This window comes from Micromonospora sp. NPDC049679 (genome assembly GCF_040659735.1).
Lineage (GTDB): Bacteria > Actinomycetota > Actinomycetes > Mycobacteriales > Micromonosporaceae > Micromonospora_I.
Window position 1 is genome coordinate 1 of the sequence record NZ_JBFANZ010000003.1, and the last position, 22,132, is coordinate 22,132.

10 protein-coding genes and 1 pseudogene are annotated in these 22,132 nt (G+C 67.4%); 1 reads left to right on the forward strand and 10 read right to left on the reverse strand.

Translation table 11 applies throughout. The annotated features are described in order from the left end of the window. Nucleotides 1-182: 182 nt before the first annotated feature. From pdxY to AB0J06_RS03000, 4 genes are all read right to left on the reverse strand, one after another. Nucleotides 183-1,034 (reverse strand): pyridoxal kinase PdxY, encoded by an 852-nt coding sequence (gene pdxY, locus AB0J06_RS02985; RefSeq protein WP_357423984.1) that lies wholly within the window; start codon nucleotides 1,032-1,034, stop codon nucleotides 183-185. Between the two features lie 360 nt (nucleotides 1,035-1,394). Then, the gene (locus AB0J06_RS02990; RefSeq protein WP_357423986.1) at nucleotides 1,395-2,624 is read right to left on the reverse strand and encodes an EAL domain-containing protein; all 1,230 of its coding nucleotides are present in this window, start codon (nucleotides 2,622-2,624) and stop codon (nucleotides 1,395-1,397) included. A gap of 319 nt (nucleotides 2,625-2,943) precedes the next feature. Then, the gene (locus AB0J06_RS02995; RefSeq protein ID WP_357423988.1) at nucleotides 2,944-4,200 is read right to left on the reverse strand and encodes a PP2C family protein-serine/threonine phosphatase; all 1,257 of its coding nucleotides are present in this window, start codon (nucleotides 4,198-4,200) and stop codon (nucleotides 2,944-2,946) included. Between the two features lie 107 nt (nucleotides 4,201-4,307). Then, nucleotides 4,308-4,571: a hypothetical protein gene (locus tag AB0J06_RS03000; RefSeq protein WP_357423990.1), complete on the reverse strand. Its 264-nt coding sequence runs from the start codon at nucleotides 4,569-4,571 to the stop codon at nucleotides 4,308-4,310. Nucleotides 4,572-5,389: 818 nt separating this feature from the next. Here AB0J06_RS03000 and AB0J06_RS03005 point away from each other — a divergent pair. Then, entirely contained in the window at nucleotides 5,390-5,581 is a 192-nt protein-coding gene (locus AB0J06_RS03005; RefSeq protein WP_357423992.1) for a LuxR C-terminal-related transcriptional regulator, read from the forward strand. A 177-nt stretch (nucleotides 5,582-5,758) separates the two neighbouring features. Here AB0J06_RS03005 and AB0J06_RS03010 read toward each other — a convergent pair whose 3' ends face one another. The 6 genes and pseudogenes from AB0J06_RS03010 to AB0J06_RS03035 form a co-directional block, all read right to left on the reverse strand. Next, on the reverse strand, nucleotides 5,759-9,646 hold the full coding sequence (locus tag AB0J06_RS03010; RefSeq protein ID WP_357424357.1) for a ThuA domain-containing protein: 3,888 nt from the start codon (nucleotides 9,644-9,646) through the stop codon (nucleotides 5,759-5,761). An 875-nt stretch (nucleotides 9,647-10,521) separates the two neighbouring features. Continuing rightward, complete coding sequence (add, locus tag AB0J06_RS03015; RefSeq protein WP_357423994.1) at nucleotides 10,522-11,541, reverse strand: adenosine deaminase; 1,020 nt, start codon at nucleotides 11,539-11,541, stop codon at nucleotides 10,522-10,524. A gap of 210 nt (nucleotides 11,542-11,751) precedes the next feature. After that, nucleotides 11,752-13,968, reverse strand: coding sequence for a catalase/peroxidase HPI (katG, locus tag AB0J06_RS03020; RefSeq protein ID WP_357423996.1), 2,217 nt, complete (start codon nucleotides 13,966-13,968; stop codon nucleotides 11,752-11,754). A gap of 81 nt (nucleotides 13,969-14,049) precedes the next feature. Then, a pseudogene (locus AB0J06_RS03025) lies at nucleotides 14,050-14,225 on the reverse strand (transcriptional repressor); the annotation flags it as partial. A 728-nt stretch (nucleotides 14,226-14,953) separates the two neighbouring features. Then, nucleotides 14,954-15,283 carry a hypothetical protein gene (locus AB0J06_RS03030; protein ID WP_357423998.1) on the reverse strand — a complete coding sequence of 110 codons (330 nt, stop codon included), beginning with the start codon at nucleotides 15,281-15,283 and terminating at the stop codon, nucleotides 14,954-14,956. A 4-nt stretch (nucleotides 15,284-15,287) separates the two neighbouring features. Next, the gene (locus tag AB0J06_RS03035; RefSeq protein WP_357424000.1) at nucleotides 15,288-22,067 is read right to left on the reverse strand and encodes a polymorphic toxin-type HINT domain-containing protein; all 6,780 of its coding nucleotides are present in this window, start codon (nucleotides 22,065-22,067) and stop codon (nucleotides 15,288-15,290) included. Nucleotides 22,068-22,132: the final 65 nt, after the last annotated feature.

Here is a 22,132-nt window from a genome sequence, read left to right on the forward strand (position 1 = left end):
CACCGGCGAGGCGATCGGGTGTTTCGGCCTGACCGAGCCCGATCACGGTTCGGATCCGGCGTCGATGAGCACCCGTGCCCGGCGTGACGGCAGCGCACGGCCGCCGCGCCACACTGCTGCCGACCTCTCGTCGCCGCGAACCGTACCGCCGCGCTCCGCAACCTTGTCCATAGGCACTTGCCTCAGCGCAACCGGCGGGCGACGAATCTTGCCGGCGGGTCGGCGATCGCGTCCTGGGCGGCGACCAGCTGGAGCTCCCGGGTGCCCGCCGCGAGAGTCGCCTCGAGGACGGCGAAGATGGCGGAGGTGGTGCGCTCCAGCGCCGCCGCGGGCGAGCCGGTCGTCGACAGGTGCGCGAGATACAGCGCGGCGGTGACGTCGCCGCCGCCGTTCGGGCTGATCGGCAGCAGCGGCGTGGTCACCGCCCAGGCGCCCTCGTCCGATACGGCCACCACTTCCAGCGACCCATCAGGGACGTCGCCGTGCAGCACGCTGGTGACCAGCACGTGCCGCGGCCCCATCTCGCGCACGACATCGACCGCCGCCAGCAACTCCGCCAGCGAACTCGTCGTACGGCCCGAGAGGAACTCCAGCTCGAACTGGTTCGGGGTGACGATGTCCGCGCGTGGCACGACGGTGTCCCGCATGTACTCCGGGATGCCCGGCCGCACGAACATGCCCCGGCCGACGTCGCCCATCACCGGGTCGCAGCAGTAGACCGCGTCCGGGTTGGCCGCCTTCACCTTCTCCACCGCGTCGAGGACCACCGCACCCATCGCCGGGTCGCCCTGGTAGCCCGACAGCACCGCGTCGGCCTCCGCGAGCACCCCGCGGTCCTCGATGCCCGCGATCACATCGGCCACGTCGGCCGGGGTCAACAGCGGCCCACGCCACGCGCCGTATCCCGTGTGGTTGGAGAAGTGGACGGTCAGCACCGGCCAGACCTCGTGCCCCAGCCGCTGGAGGGGGAAGACCGCGGCGGAGTTGCCGACGTAGCCGTAGGCGACCGATGACTGGATAGACAAGATCTTCACCCGCCAATGGTGCCACTCCCCGCCGAGTCGGACGCCCCGATCAGCGTTGCGCCGCGTCAATCCCGGATGACGGCCGGACCTTGGTGCGGAGAAAGTGGTCGGGGCGGGAGGTGCCCAGAGCCGCGAGTTGGGGCATCCGCTCGCGCGACGAAGTCCAGCACCACGTCCGTGTCGGTGCAGTGGCCAACCTGCGGCCGGTCGGTGGAGGCGAGGCCACGCAGGACCGGGATGAGGGCGGCGGCGCTGGCACTGCGTTCCTGCTCGGGCATCGGCTCGTGCACCACGGGCCCGAACGACGAGCAGCCCGTCGTCGCGCAGGAACAGTGAACAGCCGTGCCATCCGGCAGCCTTCAGCGCGGTCTACATCCCAGGAACCGATGGTTCATCACGCACCGGTGGTGTGGCCGCCGCTGCTGGCACACACTCGGTCAGCTCCTCAGGCGCGCCGGGCCGACCGAAGTGCCAACCTTGGCCGTAGTCCACGCCCAGCGACCGCAACGCGGCGGCGTCCTCACCGGTCTCGACCCCTTCGGCGACCACCCGGGCATCGCAGCCATGGCCGAACTCCACCAGCGAGCGCACCAGGGTCGTGAGGATCGGGTCCGTACTGACCCCGTCGACGATGCTTCGATCCAGCTTTATCACGTCGGGAGACGTGAGAACGATGTGGCGGAGTGATGAGAAGCCGGCACCGACGTCATCGATGGCGAGGCGCATTCCCCCCGCGCGCAGCGGGGCAAGAACGGTCGTCAGTGCGTCGTAGTCCTCGACCGGGTCATGCTCGGAGAGTTCGAGGAGGATGCGCTCGAGTGGCAGTCTGCCCAGCAATTCTGTGCACTCACGCGTGAGGAGGGTGGCGGAAGATACGTTCATGGCGACGTAGCCGGAGACGCGCTTGAGGTGCTCCGCGGCTCGCGCCAGCGCGAGAATCTCCAGTCGGTCCCCGACGTCGACGCTGTGTGCTTCAGCGAAACAGACGTCGGGCGCCTTTCTCCACTCACTCGGAAAGCGGCTGAGGGCCTCCGCTCCGATCCGGCCGCCGGTGGCGAGGTCCACGATCGGCTGGAGCACTACCGCTGGGCCCCCGTTTGCCAGCACCAGGTTCAGGCGGGACTCGATCTCCGATCGGCGGCCACGTTCCCGTACCCCCGGCTCGATGATGACCGAGGCGGCGTGAGCGAGAACCTCCATGAGGGACTTGTCCCGTTTGGCGAGTCCTTTGTCCGAGGTGAAGCCGGCAGCGCAGAAGGTGCCGTACACGTTCCCGTCGCTCAGGACGACGGGAACGGAGACGAAGCTACGGATGCGGGGTATCCGAGCGGCGGGGAGCTTCATCGCTTCGGGGAACGCCTTCACGTCCGGGATGACCGCCGGGAGTTTTCCGTCCATGATCGCCTGGCAGAAGGTGGTCTCCTGGCGTTGGGTGACGCCATCCCTGATGAGGAAGGGAATGGATGACTCGACCACCTCGAGGTGCTGGGTGGTCCCGTCCATGCGGGTCAGGAACGCGAGGCTGAGGCCAAGGGAGCTCTTGGCGGTACGGAGTAGATCCGCAACCTGCTCCTCGACATCCGAGCGCCGCTTTGCCACATGCTCCTCCTTCGCTGCCCGGTGCACCGGCTCCGCTCCTCACCACGACTTCACCGCCGGAAGAGGAGCTGGTGACAAACCCCTTATCGGCCGGCCGCCACCCGATCTGAGCACGGGATGCTGGCGCGGACAGCGGCCCTGCAATCCGGCTCGACCTTCCGGGTCATGCGCCCGCACGGCACCGTGCGCACGGCCCTGGACCTCACCGGCACATGTCAGCTACTCACCCACGTACACGCCCCGGGCCAGTCCGGCCGCAGCGGGATGACCAACGCCTCCGCGATCCGGCCGCGGATTGCCCGGTGACGCTCGGAAGTGTTCACCCGGGTGGTGTCGGGGACCACTGCTGCGGGCGAACGGCGGACGGGCCGACGGCGGCGAGGTCGGACAGGTGGGCGAGCGGGCTTCGCCGCGGTCGCCACTCGAGGAACAGCGCCGTCGCGTCGTCCTGGAGTTCACCGTCCTGGTGCTCGACGACCGCGCGGACCAGGCGACGCATCGTCTCCGGCGTGGCCAACTGGTCGTTCAGCGCACGGTTGACGAAATCGACCAGCCGGTTCACGCCGAACCGGTCCCCGTCGGCGCTGCGGGCATCGGTGATGCCGTCGGTGTAGCCGAGGATGCGGTCGCCGGGGTGCAGGTTCTCCTCGTGCACCTCCGGCCGGCGCCTCGACAGGTGGCCGATGCCCAGCGGCAGCGCGGTGGGCCCGGGCAACTCCCGGATCACCTTGCCGTCGCGCAGCAGCAACGCTCCCGGATGCCCGGCGTTGATCATGCGCAGCCGGCCGGTGGTGCGGTCAAGCTCGGCGAGCAGCGCGGTCGCGAACAGACCCGGGTGTTCACTCCGCACCCACTTGTCGATGCTGCTCGCCGTGTCAGCCAGGTCGAGGCCGCACCGGCGGGCATTGCGGTAGGTGTTGACCACGAGTGATGCCAACGTGCTCGCCTTGATGCCGTGTCCACAGGTGTCGAACAACCCGACGCTGAGCACGTCACCGTTCAGCGCGTAGTCGAAGACGTCCCCACCGACGTCGTAACACGGCTCGAGGATGGCGGTGACCATGACCTCATCGGTCGCGAACGTCAACGGAGGCAGCAGTCCCCACACGATCTCCGCCGCCACCTGCATCGGGAGGCGCCGTCGCAGGCGCTCGATGACGTCGCCGTAGGGCCGGCGGTTCACCAGAAGCTGAGCGACACTCACGGCGAACTCCCGCGCGGGCGCCTCCAGCTCCGGGTCCGCGGCGGCCGGCGACACGATCTCGAGTACGCCCATCCGCTCGCACCCGACCAGCAGCGGTACCCACATCCGGTCGGCGTCGTCGACGGCCCGCTGCACGTCGAGGCTGGTGAACGCGCGCCCGGCGAGACTCGTCTCGACAGGCAACGCGTCCCGGACGAGACCGGCGCCGAGCAGCGGCACGAGCCGGTCCTGCGCGTAGTCGGCCAGATAGATAACGATCTCGGTGGCACCGATCGCCGGCGCGGCACGAGTGACCAGCACGGACAGGTCGTCTGGCCCGCCACGGGGCGCGGTCAGCTGCAGCCACCGCACACCGTCACCCGCGTCCACCACCCCCGACCTCCCCACGTCTCCCCCACCGTAGAAGTCAACCGGTGAACCTGCCACCACTGACCCGCATCCCGGCGATCGTCAGCTGGACCGTACGCGGAGGCAACACACTATGGACGATGCGCCCGGTCAACCGGTCCCGACCGCTTCGCACCAGGCGTCCCCTCGGCCAAGCGGTCGGCGCGTCGATCAATGCTGCGCGCCTGCAAGGTGACCTCATCACCGAGCCCGTGCAACCGCGCCTTCGTCTCCGCGTTCGGAGACGCATCCGCGCCGTGGTGCAGGATCGCCTCCGCCACCTCCAACTGCTGCGCGGTGTCGTGCATCGCTCCGACGGTGCGCTCCTGGCTGCTCATATCATCGTTCGTGGTCATCTCCCGGCCATACCCCACCACGACCTTAATCATGTCGCTCGCGGGCGGTGGGGCTCCTCGATCGCGTGGGCTTGATCTGTGCCACGGCGAGCAGGCAAGCCAGCACAAGCAAGAAGTGATGGTCGGAAGCAGGAATCCGCCGACAAGCATGAGCCAATGGCCCGCAACCGCGCCCCGTCCACGAGACGGATGAACACCCTCGGGTGACAGGCCGGCCTCCCTGACCGTCTCGGGGCGGTAACCCCGCAGGCATTGGGGCTTGTGAGTCGGAACAGAGATACCTAGTATCGACGAAAGTTCTCCCAGTCGCAGCGAAAGTCTCCTGAGGAGTAGCGAAAGTTCCTGATGTATTCGCGGAAGTCCCAAGAAGGCGCGCGAAAGGTTGACAGGACATGCCACTTCGAGGAGGAGTGATGCGAACCGAACGACCGCCCGACGGAAGACGCAGCCGAGACTGTGACAGCCCTCTTGCCCCCACCCCGACCTGCCCGGGAATGCCGGTACACGGATCGCTGCCGGCCGCGCAACCACGCGGTCTCGCGCTGCCACCGGCCCACCGCCGCCAGGCTTTCCTCGATACGCGAGAAATCGGCAGTCACGGTGTCGAGAGCTGGCCGGCGCGAGTAGCCCGCGGGGTGCCCATCGTGGGCGGCGAGCCGGTCCTCCCGTCGCACCCACGCGGACGGGGCACCGAGTACGACAAGATGCTGGAGGCCGGATCGGGCCCCGGCAGCCCGACTCTTCCGCGTGTTGGCGGTGCGGCTCGGGGTCGCACCGACCCTTCGGAGGTACCGGCGCCACGCTGGGACGCCGACGGGGTGCGACTCGATGAGGAGGATCTACGCCTGCTAGCGCTGCTGGGCGAGGGCATGCCGCTCAGCTCGGTCGCGCGCCGCGTGGCCATGTCGGACCGTACGGTTCGCCGCCGGATACGGGCGATCTGCGAGCAACTCGGCGTGAAGGCCACCGTACAGGCGATCGTCTGGGCAGCCCGCCGCGGCCTGGTGTGAACCCGTTCACCTGCGGGTGAATGGTGCTCACGAATGCGGCGGACGCCGCGCGGACGCGCGTCCCCCGCCCGTACCGGGGCGTCGTCACATGTCGTGTTGGGCGGCGCGTCGGCGGGAAGCGATCGGCCGGTGTGCCGGGTACGGAGGAACGTGGCCCCCGTACCCGGCACCGATCGGCTACAGCTCCCGCACCCTGATGTTGCGGAACTCCATCAGGTCGCTGTTGCCGTGGTTCTGCAATCCGACGAAACCGCTGAGGAACTGTCGCAGGTCGGTCGACGGGTCGCCGGCGCGGGACGACTCCTTGCCCGGCGTGTTGTCAAACTCGTTGATCACCACACCGTTACGGATGATCGTGTAGTGCTGCCCGATCACCCGGATCTCGTAGTCGTTCCACTGCCCCTTCGGGGTCACCCCCGCCTTGTCCAGGCCCACGGGCGCGAAGTTGTAGATAGAGCCGGTCTTCTGGGGCTCACCGGTGTCCCCGTCGTAGATCTGGACTTCGTGACCGCAGTAGATCGCGACCCATGCCGAGGAGGTACGCGCCGCCCCGAGCGTCCCGCAGCTTCCGGCGGGGCGCTGGTCCACGGGGGTTCTCGGATCGGGGAACCGTGTGAACACTCCGCTGTTCGACCAGCGCCCCTCCGTTGCCGCGTCCCGGAACTGGAGCCTGAGCGAAAAGTCCCCGAACGCCTTCTCCGAGTACCACAGCATGCCCAACCCGCCGGAGCTGCGCATCGAACCGTCCGACTGTAGATCGAAGCGTCCGCCAGGGGCCTGGCTCCACTTCAGGAGCGACTGCGGCGTCCCGTCGAAGATGGCCTTGTACCCGGGCATATTGCCGATCTTGGACTGGTTCGCCGCGCGGCGCAGCGCGCTCGCCTCGGCCTGGTCGATGACGCCGTCCTTGCGCAGCTGGTACACCCAGTCGTTGACGTGGCTCACGAACGCGGCGTGGGTCGACCAGGTGCTCTCGTCATCGATCAGGTCGTTGATCGTGCAGCCGCCGCCGACCTGGTGGTTGGCCACGCCCGTATCGGCGTCGAGGAACCGGACCGTCGGCCGAGCGTCGGGCGCCGAGCAGCCGACATTGACGTCGATCTTCCCGGTGGCCTGCTCACCGTTGGCGTAGGTCGCCTTGACCGTCGCCTGGTAGGTACCGAACTCCGCGTAGGTGTGCGTCGGGTTGGCCGCGCGCGACTTGCTGCCGTCACCAAAGTTCCACTCCCAGGACACGCCACCAGCCCTGGTGTTGGAGAACATGATCGTTTTCGGCTTGCTCGGTTCGAGAGCCCGCGCCGAGGCGGCGCTCGGGTTCGGCGTGGCCGGACCGCCCTGGTAGGCGATGCGGATCATCTTCTGGTTGGGATGGAGACTGAAGAAGCCACCGGCATAGTCCAGCATGTACAGCGCGCCGTCCGGACCGAACTTGGCGTCCATCCAACTCTGCAGCGCGGTGTCGCCGTTACCGCCGCGGATAATCTGGCGCAGGTCCTCACCGAAGGCCGGCGGACCCTGCTCCTTGACGTTCTGCGGGTTGACGGTCATCGCGACCCGGTTGTTGGGGTTGGACTGGTCGCCGATGAACCACTTGTTGTCCCAGTACGCCGGCCACGCGACACCGCTGTCGGTGTTCACCTCCGACCGGTGGTAGGTCGGGCCGTCCATGATGGCCTGGCCGCCGCCCTTGAGGTAGGGCTGGGTGTAGGTCGCGTCGCTCTGGAGGTAGGTCGGGATGCCGTCTGCCCGCTTCGGGTAGACCACCCCACCGCCCTGCGGTGAGTACCAAATCATATTGTTGCGGGCCGGCGGGATGTCGACGAGACCGGTGTTACGCGGCGACGTGTTCTTCAGGTTGTCGCAGTCGTACCAGCCGGTCAGGACGTTGGCATCGGTGTTGCTGCGGTCACGGTAGGGCTGCTTGTTGCCCATGCAGTAGGGCCAGCCCTGGTTGCCGGCGGAGGTGATGATCGTCGCGGTCTCGTACTTCGCCGGGCCCAGTTCCGGGCTCGGTGCCCCCGCGTCCGGACCCACCCATGCGGCGGTCAGCCAGTCGTTCACCTTGTCGTAGGCGATCCGCGCGATGTTGCGGACACCCATCACGTAGATCTCCGGCCGGGTCTTGCCCCCGCCTTCCTCCTTGCCGGTGAAGAGGTTGCCCTGAGGGATCGTGTACGTGCCGTCGGCCTCCGGGTGGATGCGGAGAATCTTGCCGTTGAGGTCGTTGGTGTTGCCGGAGGTGCGGCGGGCGTCCTGGAACGACAGGCCCTGGTAGTCCTGCGTCCAGTTGTTCCCCGAGTAGCCGTTCGAGCCACCGGAGGAGTTGCTGTCGCCGGACCCGATGTAGAGGTTGCCCTGCTTGTCGAACGTCATGCCGCCACCTGCGTGGCAGCAGCTGTGGATTTGAGTCGTCCAGTGCAGCAGGTCCTTGCGGCTGCTCTTGTCGATCGACTGCTTGCCGAAGTCGTAGGTCAGCCGCGAGACCGTCCGCTCGCCGGTCCGCTTGTCACGGTCAATTGACTCGTGCGGCATCCAGTAGATGAAGATCGATCCGTTCTGCTCGAACTTCGGATCCAGCGTGATGCCGACGAGGCCTTCCTCGTTCTTGACCAGCTCGTCACCGCTGCCCCGGTTACCCATCACATCCAGCGTGGTCAGCAGCTTGACCTGCTTGGTCTTCGGGTCCCACTGATGGATGGTGCCGCAGCCGAGGCCGACCTTGGGGTCGTTCCAGTCACGGACCGGCCCGGACGCGCAGGCCGCCTTGCCGATGTAGAACACCTTGCCGTCGGGAGCGACGGTCAGGCCGTGTGGCTCACCGACCTGGTCGAGCTGGCCCGGCTGGTTCTGCGCCGTCAACCGCTCGATCTTGTAGTTGGACCCGATCGTCGCCTGACAGTCACCGCGAACCATGCCGCTCGTCCACTGGATGCCGCCGAGCAGGTGGCCGAGAAACTGGGTATCCGTGGTGTAGCTGGCCTCGGTACGGCCCATGCCGGTGTAGAACGACCGGCCGCCGTCGTAGTCGCGGCACCACGAGATCGGGTGGAACGCCCCGTTGGCACCCTGACCCGCGTCGTACGTCCCCTCCTCGACCTGCGCGATTGTGTGGACCTTGCCGATCGGGTTCGGGTCCCAGTTGAGCCACTGGTCGGACCGCGTCCACTTCAGCGGCAGATCCTTGTTCGCCGGGTGCTGCCGGTCAATCACGTCCACCACGGCCTGCTGCACCGTGGCCTCCACGGGAGGCGTCGGGTTGGCGCCGAACAACCCCAGCTCCGCGAGCTGGATCAGCGGCTCCCCGCCGTTCGCGGTGATGTCCAGCCGGTAGTACTGGTAGGCCTGGGTGTTGTCGAACTGGTACGGCTTGGTCTGGAACCGCTGGGGGAAACTCTGCCCGGTCTGGGTGTCCAGACTTGTCCAACTCTGCCCGTCCTGCGAGCCCTGCAGCTTCCAGTCCTTCGGGTCCCGCCCGGTAAAGTCATTCGCCGACGTCAACGCATATCGTGTCACCGCAACCGGCTTGTCCAGCTTCGCCGTGACCCACCCGGTGGGCTGGAACGTCAACCACTTGGTGTTCGTGTTCCCGTCGAACAACTTTTCCTTTGTCTCGTTCGGCGGGTTCTCCGCGCTCGCCGTGACCTCGATGACCTTCTCGGACTTGGGAAGGCCGGTGGTCGGACGGGTGCCGATCAGCCCGGTGAACCAGTCGGAGTCGGCCTGGGCGCGTGCGGCGTCGTGCACCCCGACGAACCCACCGCCATTCTTGATGTACGCCTGGAAGGCGTTCTCCTGGTCGTTGTTCAGCGTCACGCCCTTGGCGGACAGCAGCACCACGCCGCGGTAGCGTGCCAGGTTGTTGAACGTGAACACGGCCGGGGTCTGCGACACCTCGACGGCGAACCCGTTCTTCTCGCCCAGGCTCGCGATGGCCGCTGCGGCCTGCACGACCGGGTCGTCCTGCTGCGCCGCCGGACCGTGGAACACCAGCACCTTCACCGAAGTCTTCGGCTCTTGTGGCGGCGGCGGCTCCGACGGAGCCGCGAGCGCGGGCAGCGCCGACATGCCGAGCACCAGAATCGCGCTCCATGCCAGGACCGCCCCGCCGCGCCGTACCCCAGCCCTGGACCGTTGCCACGAAGTCGGTCCGTCAGGCGGCGTGGGCGCTGGGGGGTTGATCGAGTCGGAGCGGGGATGCCCGACCCATCGGGATAACCGGAAATGGCGTTCGTGAGCCATCTCGACTCCTCCACAGGTTGAGGTGCGCGCGACAACGCGCCCCATTGGCTCACCCGGCTCTCGCGACCGCCGGGATACGCCGAGTCCCGGAAGGTGCGGGTGAACTGATTGCGGACGCTACTCACCGATTGCGGTCACACCGATACTTTGCGCCGATCTTGGCCGATGCCGGCCAGATGTCCCCGCCGCGACTTGACAGCCGACCTACGCCTGGACGTCACGGCTCCGAGAAGATGTAACGCTTTTCCGGCACATGTGTCACCCGTGGATTTTCTTGTGGGGCGTGTCCACGTGGTGCCATGTCCACTGTGCGGCAGGCACGACCGCTGCCGTACGAGATCTTCCGGCTCCAGACTCCGATCTGTCGCCCCATGGAGGCGTCGTCGTGATCCGAGGAGCCCGTCCAGGCCATCGTCCATGCGCCGCACCGCCGCCGGCGCGGCACCCGCCGCGGCGACACCGCCGAGCCAGGATCCGGTCCCCTCCCGCGGCCCCGGCGACGCGGACAGAGCGGCGCGGGTCACCCTCATCACCGGCGACATCGTCGAGCTCGGCCCAGCAGGCGACGGCCGGTACGGCGCGACGGTGGCGAGCGCCCCTCGGCGGCGGCATCGACCGGATCTGGCTCGCCCCCTCGCCCCTCCCAGGGCAGCGATCCACCGTGTCCGTCGCCGGGCTGTCCGCCGTCCTCGCCGGGGACCTCAGTGCGGGAGAGCGGCGTCGATCTCTTCGAGGAAGCGGGCGCGCAGCGTCGTCGGCAGCCAGGCGATCTCGAAGGCGTTGCGGGCGAGGGTGCGGACCTCGGCGATGCTCAACGGCGTCTCCTGGTGCACTCGCAGAAAGCACTCCGTGACGTAGCCGTCGAAGTAGGCCGGATCATCGGAGTTCACGCTGACCAGGACGCCCGCGTCGAGCAGCCGCTTCGTCGCGCCGTCCCAGGCCGAGCCGCGGACGAAGCTGTTGGAGATCGGGCAGACGGTGAGCCCGATGCCGCGTTCGACGATCTCCGCGAGCAGCGCGGGATCCTCCAGGATGTTCACGCCATGATCGATCCGGTCGACCCCGATGACGTCCAGAGCCTGCCGGATGTGGTCAAGCGTGCCCGGCTGGTCCACGTCGCAGTGCATGGTAAGCAGGTAGCCCTCCGCGCGGGCCCGGGCGAAGACCTTCTCGAACTTGACCGGGGGGTTGCCCCGCTCGTCGGAGTCGAGCCCGACGCCCACGATCCAGTCCTTGTAGGGCAGCGACTCCATCAGAGTGGCCATCGCGTACTCGGCGGAGAAGTCGCGCAGGAAGCACATGATCAGCGAGGCGTGCAGGTCGAGCGTTCGGCGCGCATCGACGACGGCCCGGCGCAACCCGCGCAGGACCGTGCCGAACTCGACGCCACGCGACGTGTGGGCCTGGGGGTCGAAGAAGATCTCGACGTACCGCACGTTCTGCGCGGCGGCCTTGGTGAAGTAAGCGGTTGCCAGGTCGTAGAAGTCCTGTTCCGTGACCAGCACCTGCATGTTGCGGTAGTAGCCGACCAGGAAGCTGGCCAGATCGTGGAAGGGGCTCTCGCGCTTCATCTGGGCCGCGTCGGCATAGGGCAGTTCGATGCCATTGCGCCCGGCGAGCTCGAACACCAGCTCACCCTCCAGCGTGCCCTCGATGTGCAGGTGCAGCTCGCACTTGGGCACCCTGGCGATGAAGCCTTCCACGTTCCTGTCGCTGATCATGACGAGAGTGTCGCATCGTCAGGGCAGGACGACCAGTTCGGCGAGCGCGTCGAGGGCGCCAGGCGCCCGAAGTCGTGAGATCTCGTGCCTCAGTGACTCCAGTGGGGCCCAAGAGGAGTCGTCGCGTACCACACGATGAGTGTCACCGGAAGAAGCATCCGACCGAGGATGTCCAGGTCGGCCGATGAGCGGCCGGCCTGGACATCGGGATCAGGCGAGGTCGTACCGATCGAGGTTCATGACCTTGCCCCACGCGGCCACGAAGTCGCGCACGAACTTCTCCTTCGCGTCGCTGGACGCGTAGACCTCCGCGATGGCGCGCAGTTGGGAGTGCGCGCCGAAGACGAGGTCGGCGGCGGTCGCCGTCCACGTGACCTCGCCGGTGGCGCGATCCCGACCCTCGTACACGTTCTCGGCCGAGGCGGATGGCTTCCACTCCGTGCCGATGGCGAGCAGGTTCACGAAGAAGTCGTTGGTCAACGTCTCGGGCCTGTCGGTGAAGACGCCGTGCCGGGATTGCGCGACGTTGGCGTTCAGGGCCCGCATGCCGCCCACCAGAACCGTCATCTCGGGGGCGCTCAGATTCAGCATGAAGGCCCGGTCCACCAGCCGGGTCTCCGGCGACAGCTTTTCCCCGGCCCGCAGGTAGTTGCGGAACCCGTCCGCTGTCGGCTCGAGCACGGCGAACGAGTTCACGTCGGTCTGCTCCTGCGACGCGTCCGTACGCCCCGGCGCGAACGGGACCGTGACGTCGTATCCCGCGTTCTTCGCCGCCTGCTCGACCGCCGCGCAGCCGCCCAGGACGATCAGGTCGGCGAGCGAAATCCTCTTTCCGCCGGTCTGCGCGCCGTTGAAGTCCTGCTGGACCTGCTCAAGGACCCGCAGCACGGCGGCGAGTTCACGCGGGTTGTTGACCTCCCAGTCCTTCTGCGGCGCGAGGCGGATCCGCGCACCGTTGGCCCCGCCGCGCTTGTCGGTGGTGCGGAAGCTCGCCGCCGACGCCCAGGCCGTCGCAACCAGCTGGGAGATGGACAGCCCCGACCCGAGGACCTTGGCCTTCAGGGCGGCCACGTCCTCGGCGGTCACCAGTTCGTGGTCGACCGGCGGCACCGGGTCCTGCCACAGCTGCGGCTCGGGAACCCACGGGCCGAGGTAGCGCGAGATGGGTCCCATGTCGCGGTGCAGCAGCTTGTACCACGCCTTCGCGAACGCCTCCGCGAGTTGGTCCGGGTTCTCGTAGAAACGCCTTGCGATCGGCCCGTAGATCGGGTCCACCTTCAGCGCGAGGTCGGACGTCAGCATCATCGGCGCGTGCCGCCTCGACGGATCATGCGCGTCCGGCACGGTGCCCCGGGCCGACGGATCCTTCGGCGTCCATTGCTTCGCGCCCGCGGGGCTCGTCGTCAACTCCCAGTCGTACTTGAACAGGTTGTCCAGGAAGCCGTTGTCCCACTTGATCGGCTCGGTGGTCCACGCGCCCTCCAGCCCGCTGGTGAGCGTGTCGGGGCCCTTGCCACTGCCGTAGGTGTTGTGCCAGCCGAGGTTCTGGTGCTCGATCGGGGCGCCCTCGGGCTCCGGGCCGATGTACTGGGGATCGACCGCACCGTGACACTTGCCGACCGTGTGGCCGCCGACGATGAGCGCGACCGTCTCCTCGTCGTTCATCGCCATGCGACCGAAGGTCTCCCGGATGTCCCGGGCGGAAGCCAGCGGATCCGGGTGACCGGCCGGCCCCTCGGGATTCACATAGATCAGGCCCATCTGGACGGCGCCGAGCGGACCGCCTAGTTCCCGGTCGTCGCTGTAGCGCTCGTCGCCGAGCCAGGTGTCCTCGGGCCCCCAGAAGATCTCCTCGGGCTCCCAGATGTCCTCCCGCCCGAACGCGAACCCGAAGCTTTTGAACCCCATCGATTCGTACGCACAGTTGCCGGCGAATTCCAGCAGATCGGCCCAGGAGACCTTGCGGCCGTACTTCTGCTTGACCGGCCAGAGCAGCCGGCGCGCCTTGTCGAGGCTCGCGTTGTCGGGCCAGCTGTTGAGCGGCGCGAAGCGCTGAGAGCCGCTACCGCTGCCGCCCCGGCCGTCGGCTATGCGGTACGTGCCGGCCGAATGCCAGCTCATCCGGATGAACAGCGGGCCGTAGTGGCCGTAGTCGGCCGGCCACCAGTCCTGTGACGTCGTCATCAGCTCGAAGATGTCGCGCTTCAGCGCGTCGACGTCGAGGCTCTGGAACTCTTTCGCGTAGTCGAAGTCCTCGCCCATCGGGTTGGATCGGGGCGAGTGCTGATGCAGGACCGACAGGTCCACCTGGTTCGGCCACCAGTCCCTGTTCGTCCTGGGGCGCGTCGACGGCTTGGCAGCGGGCGCGGGAATTGCCGGGTTTTCGCTTTCGCTGATGCTCTCGGTCGCGTCCTTCTTGTCAGACACGTCGGTCCTTCTCCCGTCTTGCCGTTTCTCCGATGGCTGGCTGATCAGCCTGTGTTTCTCTGTCCGCGAGCAACACTCAGGTCATCCGCCCCGGCAGATGACCTCGGCTTCGTCGATGTGGTAGCCCGAGTCGGCGACGGCCGTCAGGCAGGGTGTGGAGCCGACCGTACAGTCGACATCGGCGATTGCGCCGCAGAATCGGCAGACGACGTGGTGATGGTGGTCGCGATCCGCGCCTCGTAGCGCGCCACAGAGCCCCCAGCTGGATACACCGCACCACGCCGACGCATCGACGCACGCCGCTGCTCCCAACCTGCTCCCCCACGCCGCCCGGTCTGACGCGTCGCGCACGGGCGGTCGTGAGTTTCTGGTCTTTGGCGGCGATACAGGGAGCTGGCGACGAGTACACCGCCAGTCGCACCAGCGATGGCATGATCAAGACGAAGATCGTGCGGAACAGCCGTTGTGCGGCCTCGCGCAGCACACTCGCGCGCCGTCCGGGTCTGGAGGCTTGCGACCTCGAACACCCGGAGTTCTCTACCTCCAGCGAGGTACCTCGCCTGGTTGCTGCAACAGCACATGGACGCTCGCCAGTCGAAGCGATCAACACCGTGGCGATCCCATCACGGGTCTACCCACGCGCCGGCTTCCGGGGATCGACGCCACGTCGCTACGCGCCGTGCCAACGAGAAGCCGCAACTTCGGCATCCAGCCTGGACAGTCAGATCGGCAAATTCGCATACGCTCGAGGTATCTGACATCAACCCTGACATCAACCGGGGCGCACCGCCACGCACTTCTACACACGAAGTTGCGAAGCGAGTACGCCCCGGAGTTGTTCCACTACTCGTGGAGCTGCAAAGTCATCCCGTCTGGATATATGTCCGTGACGCCCGCACCCCGAACGCACTCGAAGGCTTCGAAGCCCCCGAGACGCTACAACCGAATACATGCCGAGCCACAAACCATTTACGCATATGCGATGTCACCCGTCATTCCGGTTAGCCGTTAAGTCGAAGGCGATGCGATCAAGCAACGCTATTACGGCCTGGGAGTCGATAAGGTCTTGGACAGTCACGGCGGGGTCATCGTCACCTTGAACGAACGCTGTGATCACTTCGCTCTCGCCTGAGTCCCAGATGGTTGCAGCCACGAGGCATTCGGGTGAGATGAACTCGACCGTAGCTGAGTCCTTACTTCGTCCTGCCGTCGGGCCAACGAGCCTTGATTCGACACCCCGCGATGCCAGCTCGGCGCCGTTGCGGTCACGCCAGGAGACGACCGTGTCCAGATTTATTCGGCTCACCTCAGACATCACATCACCTCGGATTCGACATGTTACGGAACCGGACGTCACCAGTTTGGGCTCGTCCAGGCAATCGTGCCTGCAACGAGTTCGGACCATAGATGATAGAAGTGCCTTGGCTGTGCGGACGGAGCGCGCCCGTTGGAACTTCGTATTCCACGTAGACATCCCCTCGAGGCGCAACCCGGTAGGTGTCGGGCGCCGGCGGGTTGGCCACACGGTGTGTTCCCTGGTCGTTCCACTGAATATTGCCAGTATCGCGCATGCCCGCCTGCTCATCGGGATGCATCCATCGCCCAACACGTGTCCAGCCGTCATCAGCTGCCGCGGTACCCCCACAGTTGTGTACGAGGAGAGGCGTTGTGCCGGCGATCACATAGTAGGTGTGAAGGGCTTCGACCGTCAGGTCGTGCATGACAGCAGCGCCGCCGTACGACCTGACCGATCTGACGGTCGCCGCAGCACCGTTGGTCGCAAGGAGCGCTTCACCCTGCCGAAGTTCCTCGGCGTGCACCCAGTTCTGTCGGTCCTCACTCCAGAACGGGTGGTGCTGGGTGGTCTTGACCAGGACGTCCCGACCACCCTCAACGGTGATGACCAGGTCGGTGAGGTCGGTGTCGTGGTTGATGTGGGTGGCGACTACCGTACGGGGCTCGGTCTTGCCTGAGTCCGGCTCGGAAGCGACGACCTTGTCGCCCGGCTTCAACTTCTCGATCGCGCGCAGCGAGCCGTCGGCGAGCAGAACGAGCGTGCCAGGCGCGAAACTGTGCTTGCGGCACGCGCTGAACAACGTCTTGACGCCGTCGATCAGATCGCCGAGTAGCCCCTTGACCCGGCTGGCGAGCGCGGCCGCCTTCGCCCACTGCCACGGCGCGCCGTACTTCGTGGCGAGCTTTCCGAGGAAGCCGCCGACGAAGGAGCCGGCCACGGCGATGGCCGTGTTGAGGCAGCCACCCATGTCACCCTTGGTAAAGCAGTCGAGCGCGTCGGTGATGCCCAACTCATCCATGGCGATCTTCGCCAGGGCCTTGGCCGAGTCGAGGAGCACCTGCTTGGCCTTGGCGATGCGTTCCTGCCGCAGACGCTCCGCCGCGGCCGCGTTCGCGTCCTGGCCCCACGTCTTGCCGAAGTTCTGTGGCTTGTACTGGTGGGGCGCGTCAGGGTCCCAGCTGCCGGAGCAGCCGGAGCAGCCGTCGTTGTGGCCCTTGACCTTGTGGTAGTTGCCGGCGAGGTCCACGAAATCGGCGCCGGGGCCACAGCGGTCGTCCGAGCAGGATTTGAGGCCGTCCGGGTCCGAGAACGAGATGGGGTTGTTGTTGGCGTACGCGTACCCGTGCATCTGCTGCGGGTCGTTGATGTCGATGATCGGGTCGACCGAGATGAACCGACCGGTGATCGTGTCGTACTCGCGGGCTCCGATGTTCACCAGGCCCGTTGTCGAGTCCTGGTTGCCGTTGACGAAGCCCTTCTCGCTCGGCCACTGCGCTGCCGTTGGCTGCGTGCCGCGGGCCTCGCCGAACGGGGTGCTCCGGCGGTGGATGATCGCACCGGTCTCGCTGACCGTCGCCTGGCCGGTGCCGTGGTGGTCGGAGGCGACGTAGTGCAGGCCGTTGAGCTTGCGGACGATCGTGCCGCCGCCGGGCAGCGAGTAGTAGCGGGTGCCGTCGGTCGCACGGGTGGCGTGGTTGAGCCGGACCTCCATCCCCGGCAGGTAGAGCGTGGTGGTGCCCGGCTCCTTGCGGAGCATCCGCGAGCCATCGACGTCGTAGAGGTAGCTGGTCTTCTTGCCGGCGGCGTCGGTGACCGACTCGAGGTTGCCCTCGGCGTCCCAGGCCAGGGTCTGGTTCTCGCCGACCTTGGTGCGCCGCTTCGTGTTGCCGGCGGCGTCGTAGTCGTAGCTGTAGAGCTTCGACCCCCCGGCGGTGGTCTCGGTCATCTCGCGCAGCGTGTGCGGCTGTGACGCACCCGCGGCCGGGTACTTGTACGAACGCTCCACGAGCGAGGTGCCGTTGGTAGCGAACTGCGACTCCGTCTTGCGGTTTCCGACCGCGTCAAAGGTGTAGGAGTGGTGATAGGGAGCCACCCCGCCCACACCGGTGACCGACGGGCCGCCGGCGCATGGGTCGGTCGCGGTGCTCGCCGACGTCCACGCCCGCTCCATCCGGCGCAGGTAGTCGTAGGTGAAGCACTGCACGTCGCGGGTTCCCGAGGGCGTGTCCGCGATCTGGGTGATGTTGCCCGACGCGTCGTAGCTGTAGCGGGCGTCGATGTCGATGATCGGCGCGCCGCTGCGGTCCAGCCGTTGGTGGATCAGCCGCTTGGAACCCTGCTCGTATCCGTACGTCGACCAGACCTTGTTGGCGCCCAGTGCTGCCTCGGTCTGGATCACCTCGCCGGTCGCCGAGTAGTCGACGTCGGTCAGGTAGGGGACGTCGCCCGTGGTGGCGGTCAGCCGCTCCAGGCTGTCGTAGGTGTAGGCGATGCTCTCAAACGGCAAGCCACCACCGTCGGACATGCCGATGGCTGAGACCGTGCCGTCGGAGTTGTACTCCGTCGCGAAGCTGTACAGCCCGGCCAGCTCGACCCCGGCCTGCTCCGGGATCTGGTAGTAGGTGGCGTGCGGCCGGTAGAACTCGTCATAGGTGCCGACGTAGGTGGTGTACTCGGCCCCGTCGACGTACCGGGTGGTCGAGGAGAGCTTCCCGAGCATCTCCTGGTCGTAGACCCAGCTGCTCAGCAGCACACCCGTGTCGACGGCACCCTTGTAGACAGCGGACTTACGGCCGATCTCGTCGTACTTCGTGCTGATCGTCTCGTTCACACCGTTGGTGGTGCTGACGATCCGATCCAGGTTGTCGTACCTGTACGTCGCGGTGCCGGTGTCCGGGTCGATGGACTTGATCTTGCGCCCGAGTTGGTCGTACTCGTGGTTCCACTTGTTGCCCGCCGGATCCGTCACGGTGGCGATCTGACCCGACCGGGTGTAGGTGTACTGAGTCTTGTCGGACGCGCCGGACGGGGCGTCGCCCTTGTACTGCAGCAATTCGGTCGTCTGCCCGAGCGCGTTGGTGATCGTCGTGGTGGGGGTGCCGCCCTCCGGCGGGTCCACCGAGACACGGTCGCCACCGTAGGTGGTGGAGGTGCGCCACTTCTCGGTGCCGGCCACGGCGGAAATCTCCGCCCGGACCCGGTCCGCGCCGTCGTAGACGTAGAGCGTCTGCCCCTCGACCTCACCGTTGCGGGCCGGGTAGATCCCGTCGGTCGGCGCTCCGGCGACGTTGTAGGTGGCGAATGTCTTGTCCAGCTTGCCGGTGGCGGTGTAGAAGGTGTCCGCGATCATCCGGGTGCCGTTGGGGCCCTCGGTCTGCATCTGCCGGGGGCGGAGCAGGCCATCGTGCAGCTTGTACTCGACGCTGTAGCTGCCGTCGTTCTGCCGCTTCTCCGTCTTGACCGCGACCGGCTTGTCCTTGCGGACCAGGTAGGTGTACTTGATGCTCGGCGAGAGCCCGGTCGCGCCGGTCCGGTCCGGCATCCACACCTTGCTCAGCCGGCCCAGCGCGTCGTACTCGAGCACGCTCTTGAGCTGATTCGGGTCAATCTGGGTGACCGGGCTGCCCCAGGCGGGGGTGTAATCGGTGGTCGTGGCGTGACCGAGCGGGTTGGTCTCCTTGACCTTGGTGGTCAGACCGTTCGTCTCGGTGTACTCCGTGGTCGTGACCCGACCCATGGCGTCGGTCGCCGTCAGCGGCCGGCCATACGAATCGAAGCTGCCTTCGGCGGCGGTGATGTAGGTGGCCGTCGTACCGTCGTGGCTCTTCAGCCGCTCGGAGCGGGTCGGGTTTCCAACGGTCGGCGTCACCCCGAACGCCTCGCCGTCATAGAGCGTGCGGGTGTCGGAGATGACCTGGGTCTTGCGGTCCGGGGTGTCGGAGCACTTGACCGACACGGATTCCACCCGGGACACCAGGTTGTAGAGGTGGGCGGTCGGGTTGTCGGCGTAGAAGGTACGGGTGCACGCCTCGTCGCCCGTGACGTTCACGTCGCCGAGGTTTTCCGTCACGGTGGTCCGGCCGAAGTCGGTCTCGAAGGTGGAGGTGGCCTTCGTCTCCCGCCAACCGCCGGCGGCCAGGGCGATGAAGTCGCGCGTCGTCTGGGTGTTGGTGAACCAGGCCTTCTTGGCGCCCCAGTCGTGCGACTCGGTGGCGGTGTTGTGCCGCCACGGCGTCGCGATGCTCTTGCTGACCTCGGTCGCGCCGTCGAATGACCGCGTCTCCAACTGGTGCCCGGAGAACTCGTCGTAGTCGATGTGCTCGACGCCCGCCGAATCCTTCACCCGTTCATCCCGGATGTCGCCGGTCGGGAGCTCGTCCCCGTGCATACCGCGCAGGTACCGGTACTCGGTCTTGGTGGTCTGCACCTGGCCGCTGCCCGCGGTGACCACCACGCGGCCGTAGCCTCGCCACTCACTCCAGGTGAGGTCCTTCGGGTCGGAGATCCCGTCGGGTTCCGCGTGCCGCCAGGCGGCGCCGTCGAGGTAGTCGTACTTGGTGACCATGTCCGGCGCACCACCGGTCCGGTCGGTCTCGATGACCGCGGCGACGACGTACTTGTGGAACCAGTCGGTGATCTGGCCGGCGCTACCGAGCGGATTCCACTTCACCGGATAGCAGCGCCGGGTGCTGTTGCCCTCGGTGGGCAGGGTCGTCTGGGTGCAGTCGGGCGTGGCGTAGTTGACGTCGATCTGGGCGCCCGAGTCGGTCCAGACGGTGGCCAGCCGGAAGCGGATGAGCGGGGCAACGTTGTCTTTGTCCCGGTCGATCCGGTTGGGCAACTGAAGGCCACCCAGTTCGACGGACGGCATCTCAATGTCGGTGCCGTACATGCCGGTGTGGGTGATTTTGCTGAGCCAGAGGGTGCGGGACCCGTCACCGTTGTCGGTGAGTAGATGGTCCAGCTTCCACTGGTCCACCGGGGTCCAGGTGGTGCCCTCCCGGATCTCGGTGGTGATGCCGGTCAGCCGGGCCCGGGTCCAGAAGGTCGGGGTGAGCTGGTCGGGCTTGCACTTGGTGTCCTTGGCGCAGTTGCGGTCGAACGGGACGTCCGGCCAGTACGGCGCCGTCGTGGTGGTCAGGTCCTGCGGGTCGCAGTCGATGCCGGTGGCCGGCAGGCATCGCTCACCGGTCTGGAAGCGGACCCGGGCGGGGGCGTTGGTGGTGTAGACGGCGTTGTCGCGCTGGCCGTAGTCGATCCGCTTGAGGTAGCCGCCGCGGTGGTAGGCCACGCCGTTGAGGTCGGTGCGCTTGGCCCGGGCGTAGTAGTTGGTTTCCCGGTCGTAGAAGTACGAGGTGACGTTGCCGTAGCGGTCCTTGGCGTAGTCGAGGCTCCACCGCCACGCCTGGTCACAGTAGGAATCGACGAACGTCGCCTTCTTGCATGGCTCGTTCGCGTCGTCACCGAAGACCGGCATGGTCCAGGTGGAAGCGGTCTCCTCCTTGTTGACCGTCCAGCCGGGCAGCCGGTTGAGGCCGAAGTAGTACTGGGTGCCGTCGGTGGTGGTGACCCGCCAGTGCTCCCCGTCGTTGTCACCGTTGACCGCACCGGTGAACCGCTCGACCTTCGAGCCGTCGTCGGTGGCGAACCGCCAGGTGCTGCCGTCCTGGACCAGCTCGGTGGACTTGCCGTTCAGCATGATGGTCGCGTTGTCGTACGCCCAGCACTGGTCGGCGTACTGCGTCTGGCCGTCGTCGGCGCATGACTTGTACCGCCGCTCGATGTGGCCCGGCTCGTAGCTGAAGCCCTCGCCGATCCAGGAGCCCTGGTTGTTGGTCGTCGCGGTGCGCCCGTCGACTGACTGCGAGGAGTAGGCCAGCGTGATCCCCGGCGCTCCACCGGCGGCGACCGGGGGCGTGCGCAGTGGATAGGTCCACGAGAAGCCACCGGTCGACGGGGCCACCGACCACTTCGACGACGGCGCCAACTTGCTGGCGCCGAAGTCACCCTGCGACGAGGAGTCCGTCGCGGCGAGGGCGAAGGTCGCGCCGGTCGCTGGGGCGCTCACGCGCGCGGAGAGGGTACGGGTGTCACCGTTGTTGACGGTCGGCACCGGCTCGGCGGCGCAGGACTGCTTCTCCGGGGTGGTCAGCGCGCACTCAGGCAGCCTCACCAGTCGCAGGCGGGCGCCGAAGTCACCGCCATAGGCGCCGGCCAGGCCGTCGTAGCTGACGCCGAGCTGCACGTCGCCGGTGGCGTGCTGGCCGTCTGCGCGCTTCACCCGTACCAGCGGACCGTCCACCCTGGCCCGCTCGGACGCCTTGCGATCGAGCACCTCGATGCGGACCTTGCTTGGCGACGATGCCGATGCCTCGGGGGCCGCCGCCGCGGCGGCGCCCGCCTTCGGGGCTGACGATCGCGGTGCGGACACCGAGACGGAGAGGCCCCCGGCCTTCCCGGTCGCGGCCGGCGCGGCTGCCGTGGCGCGGGCACCGGTCGGAGGCGGCGCTGCGGGTACGGCGATCTCGGTGGCGCCCGCCGCCGGCCAAGTGACCTTGGCCGGCTTGGTGGTCGCGGCCGCTGCCGCCGGATTGTCCTTGCGCGGCTTCACGCCGAGTGGCTTGCGGTTCGGCAGGGTCTTGCTGGAGCCGGCAGCGGACGGACGTTTCCGCTCGGCGGCGGCGGCGGGGTCGGCGGCGACCTGGATGAGGCTCACGCCCATCACACCGGCCATCGCCCAGGACATCGGTCGCACGATCCGGCGTTGGAGTACGCCGGAGGAGACCATGAGTCGGGAGAACATCAACCCTCCACGGGGTGGGTGGACAGAGGGAAGTCGGCAGGGGCCGTCGGGGCGCCCGACGGTGG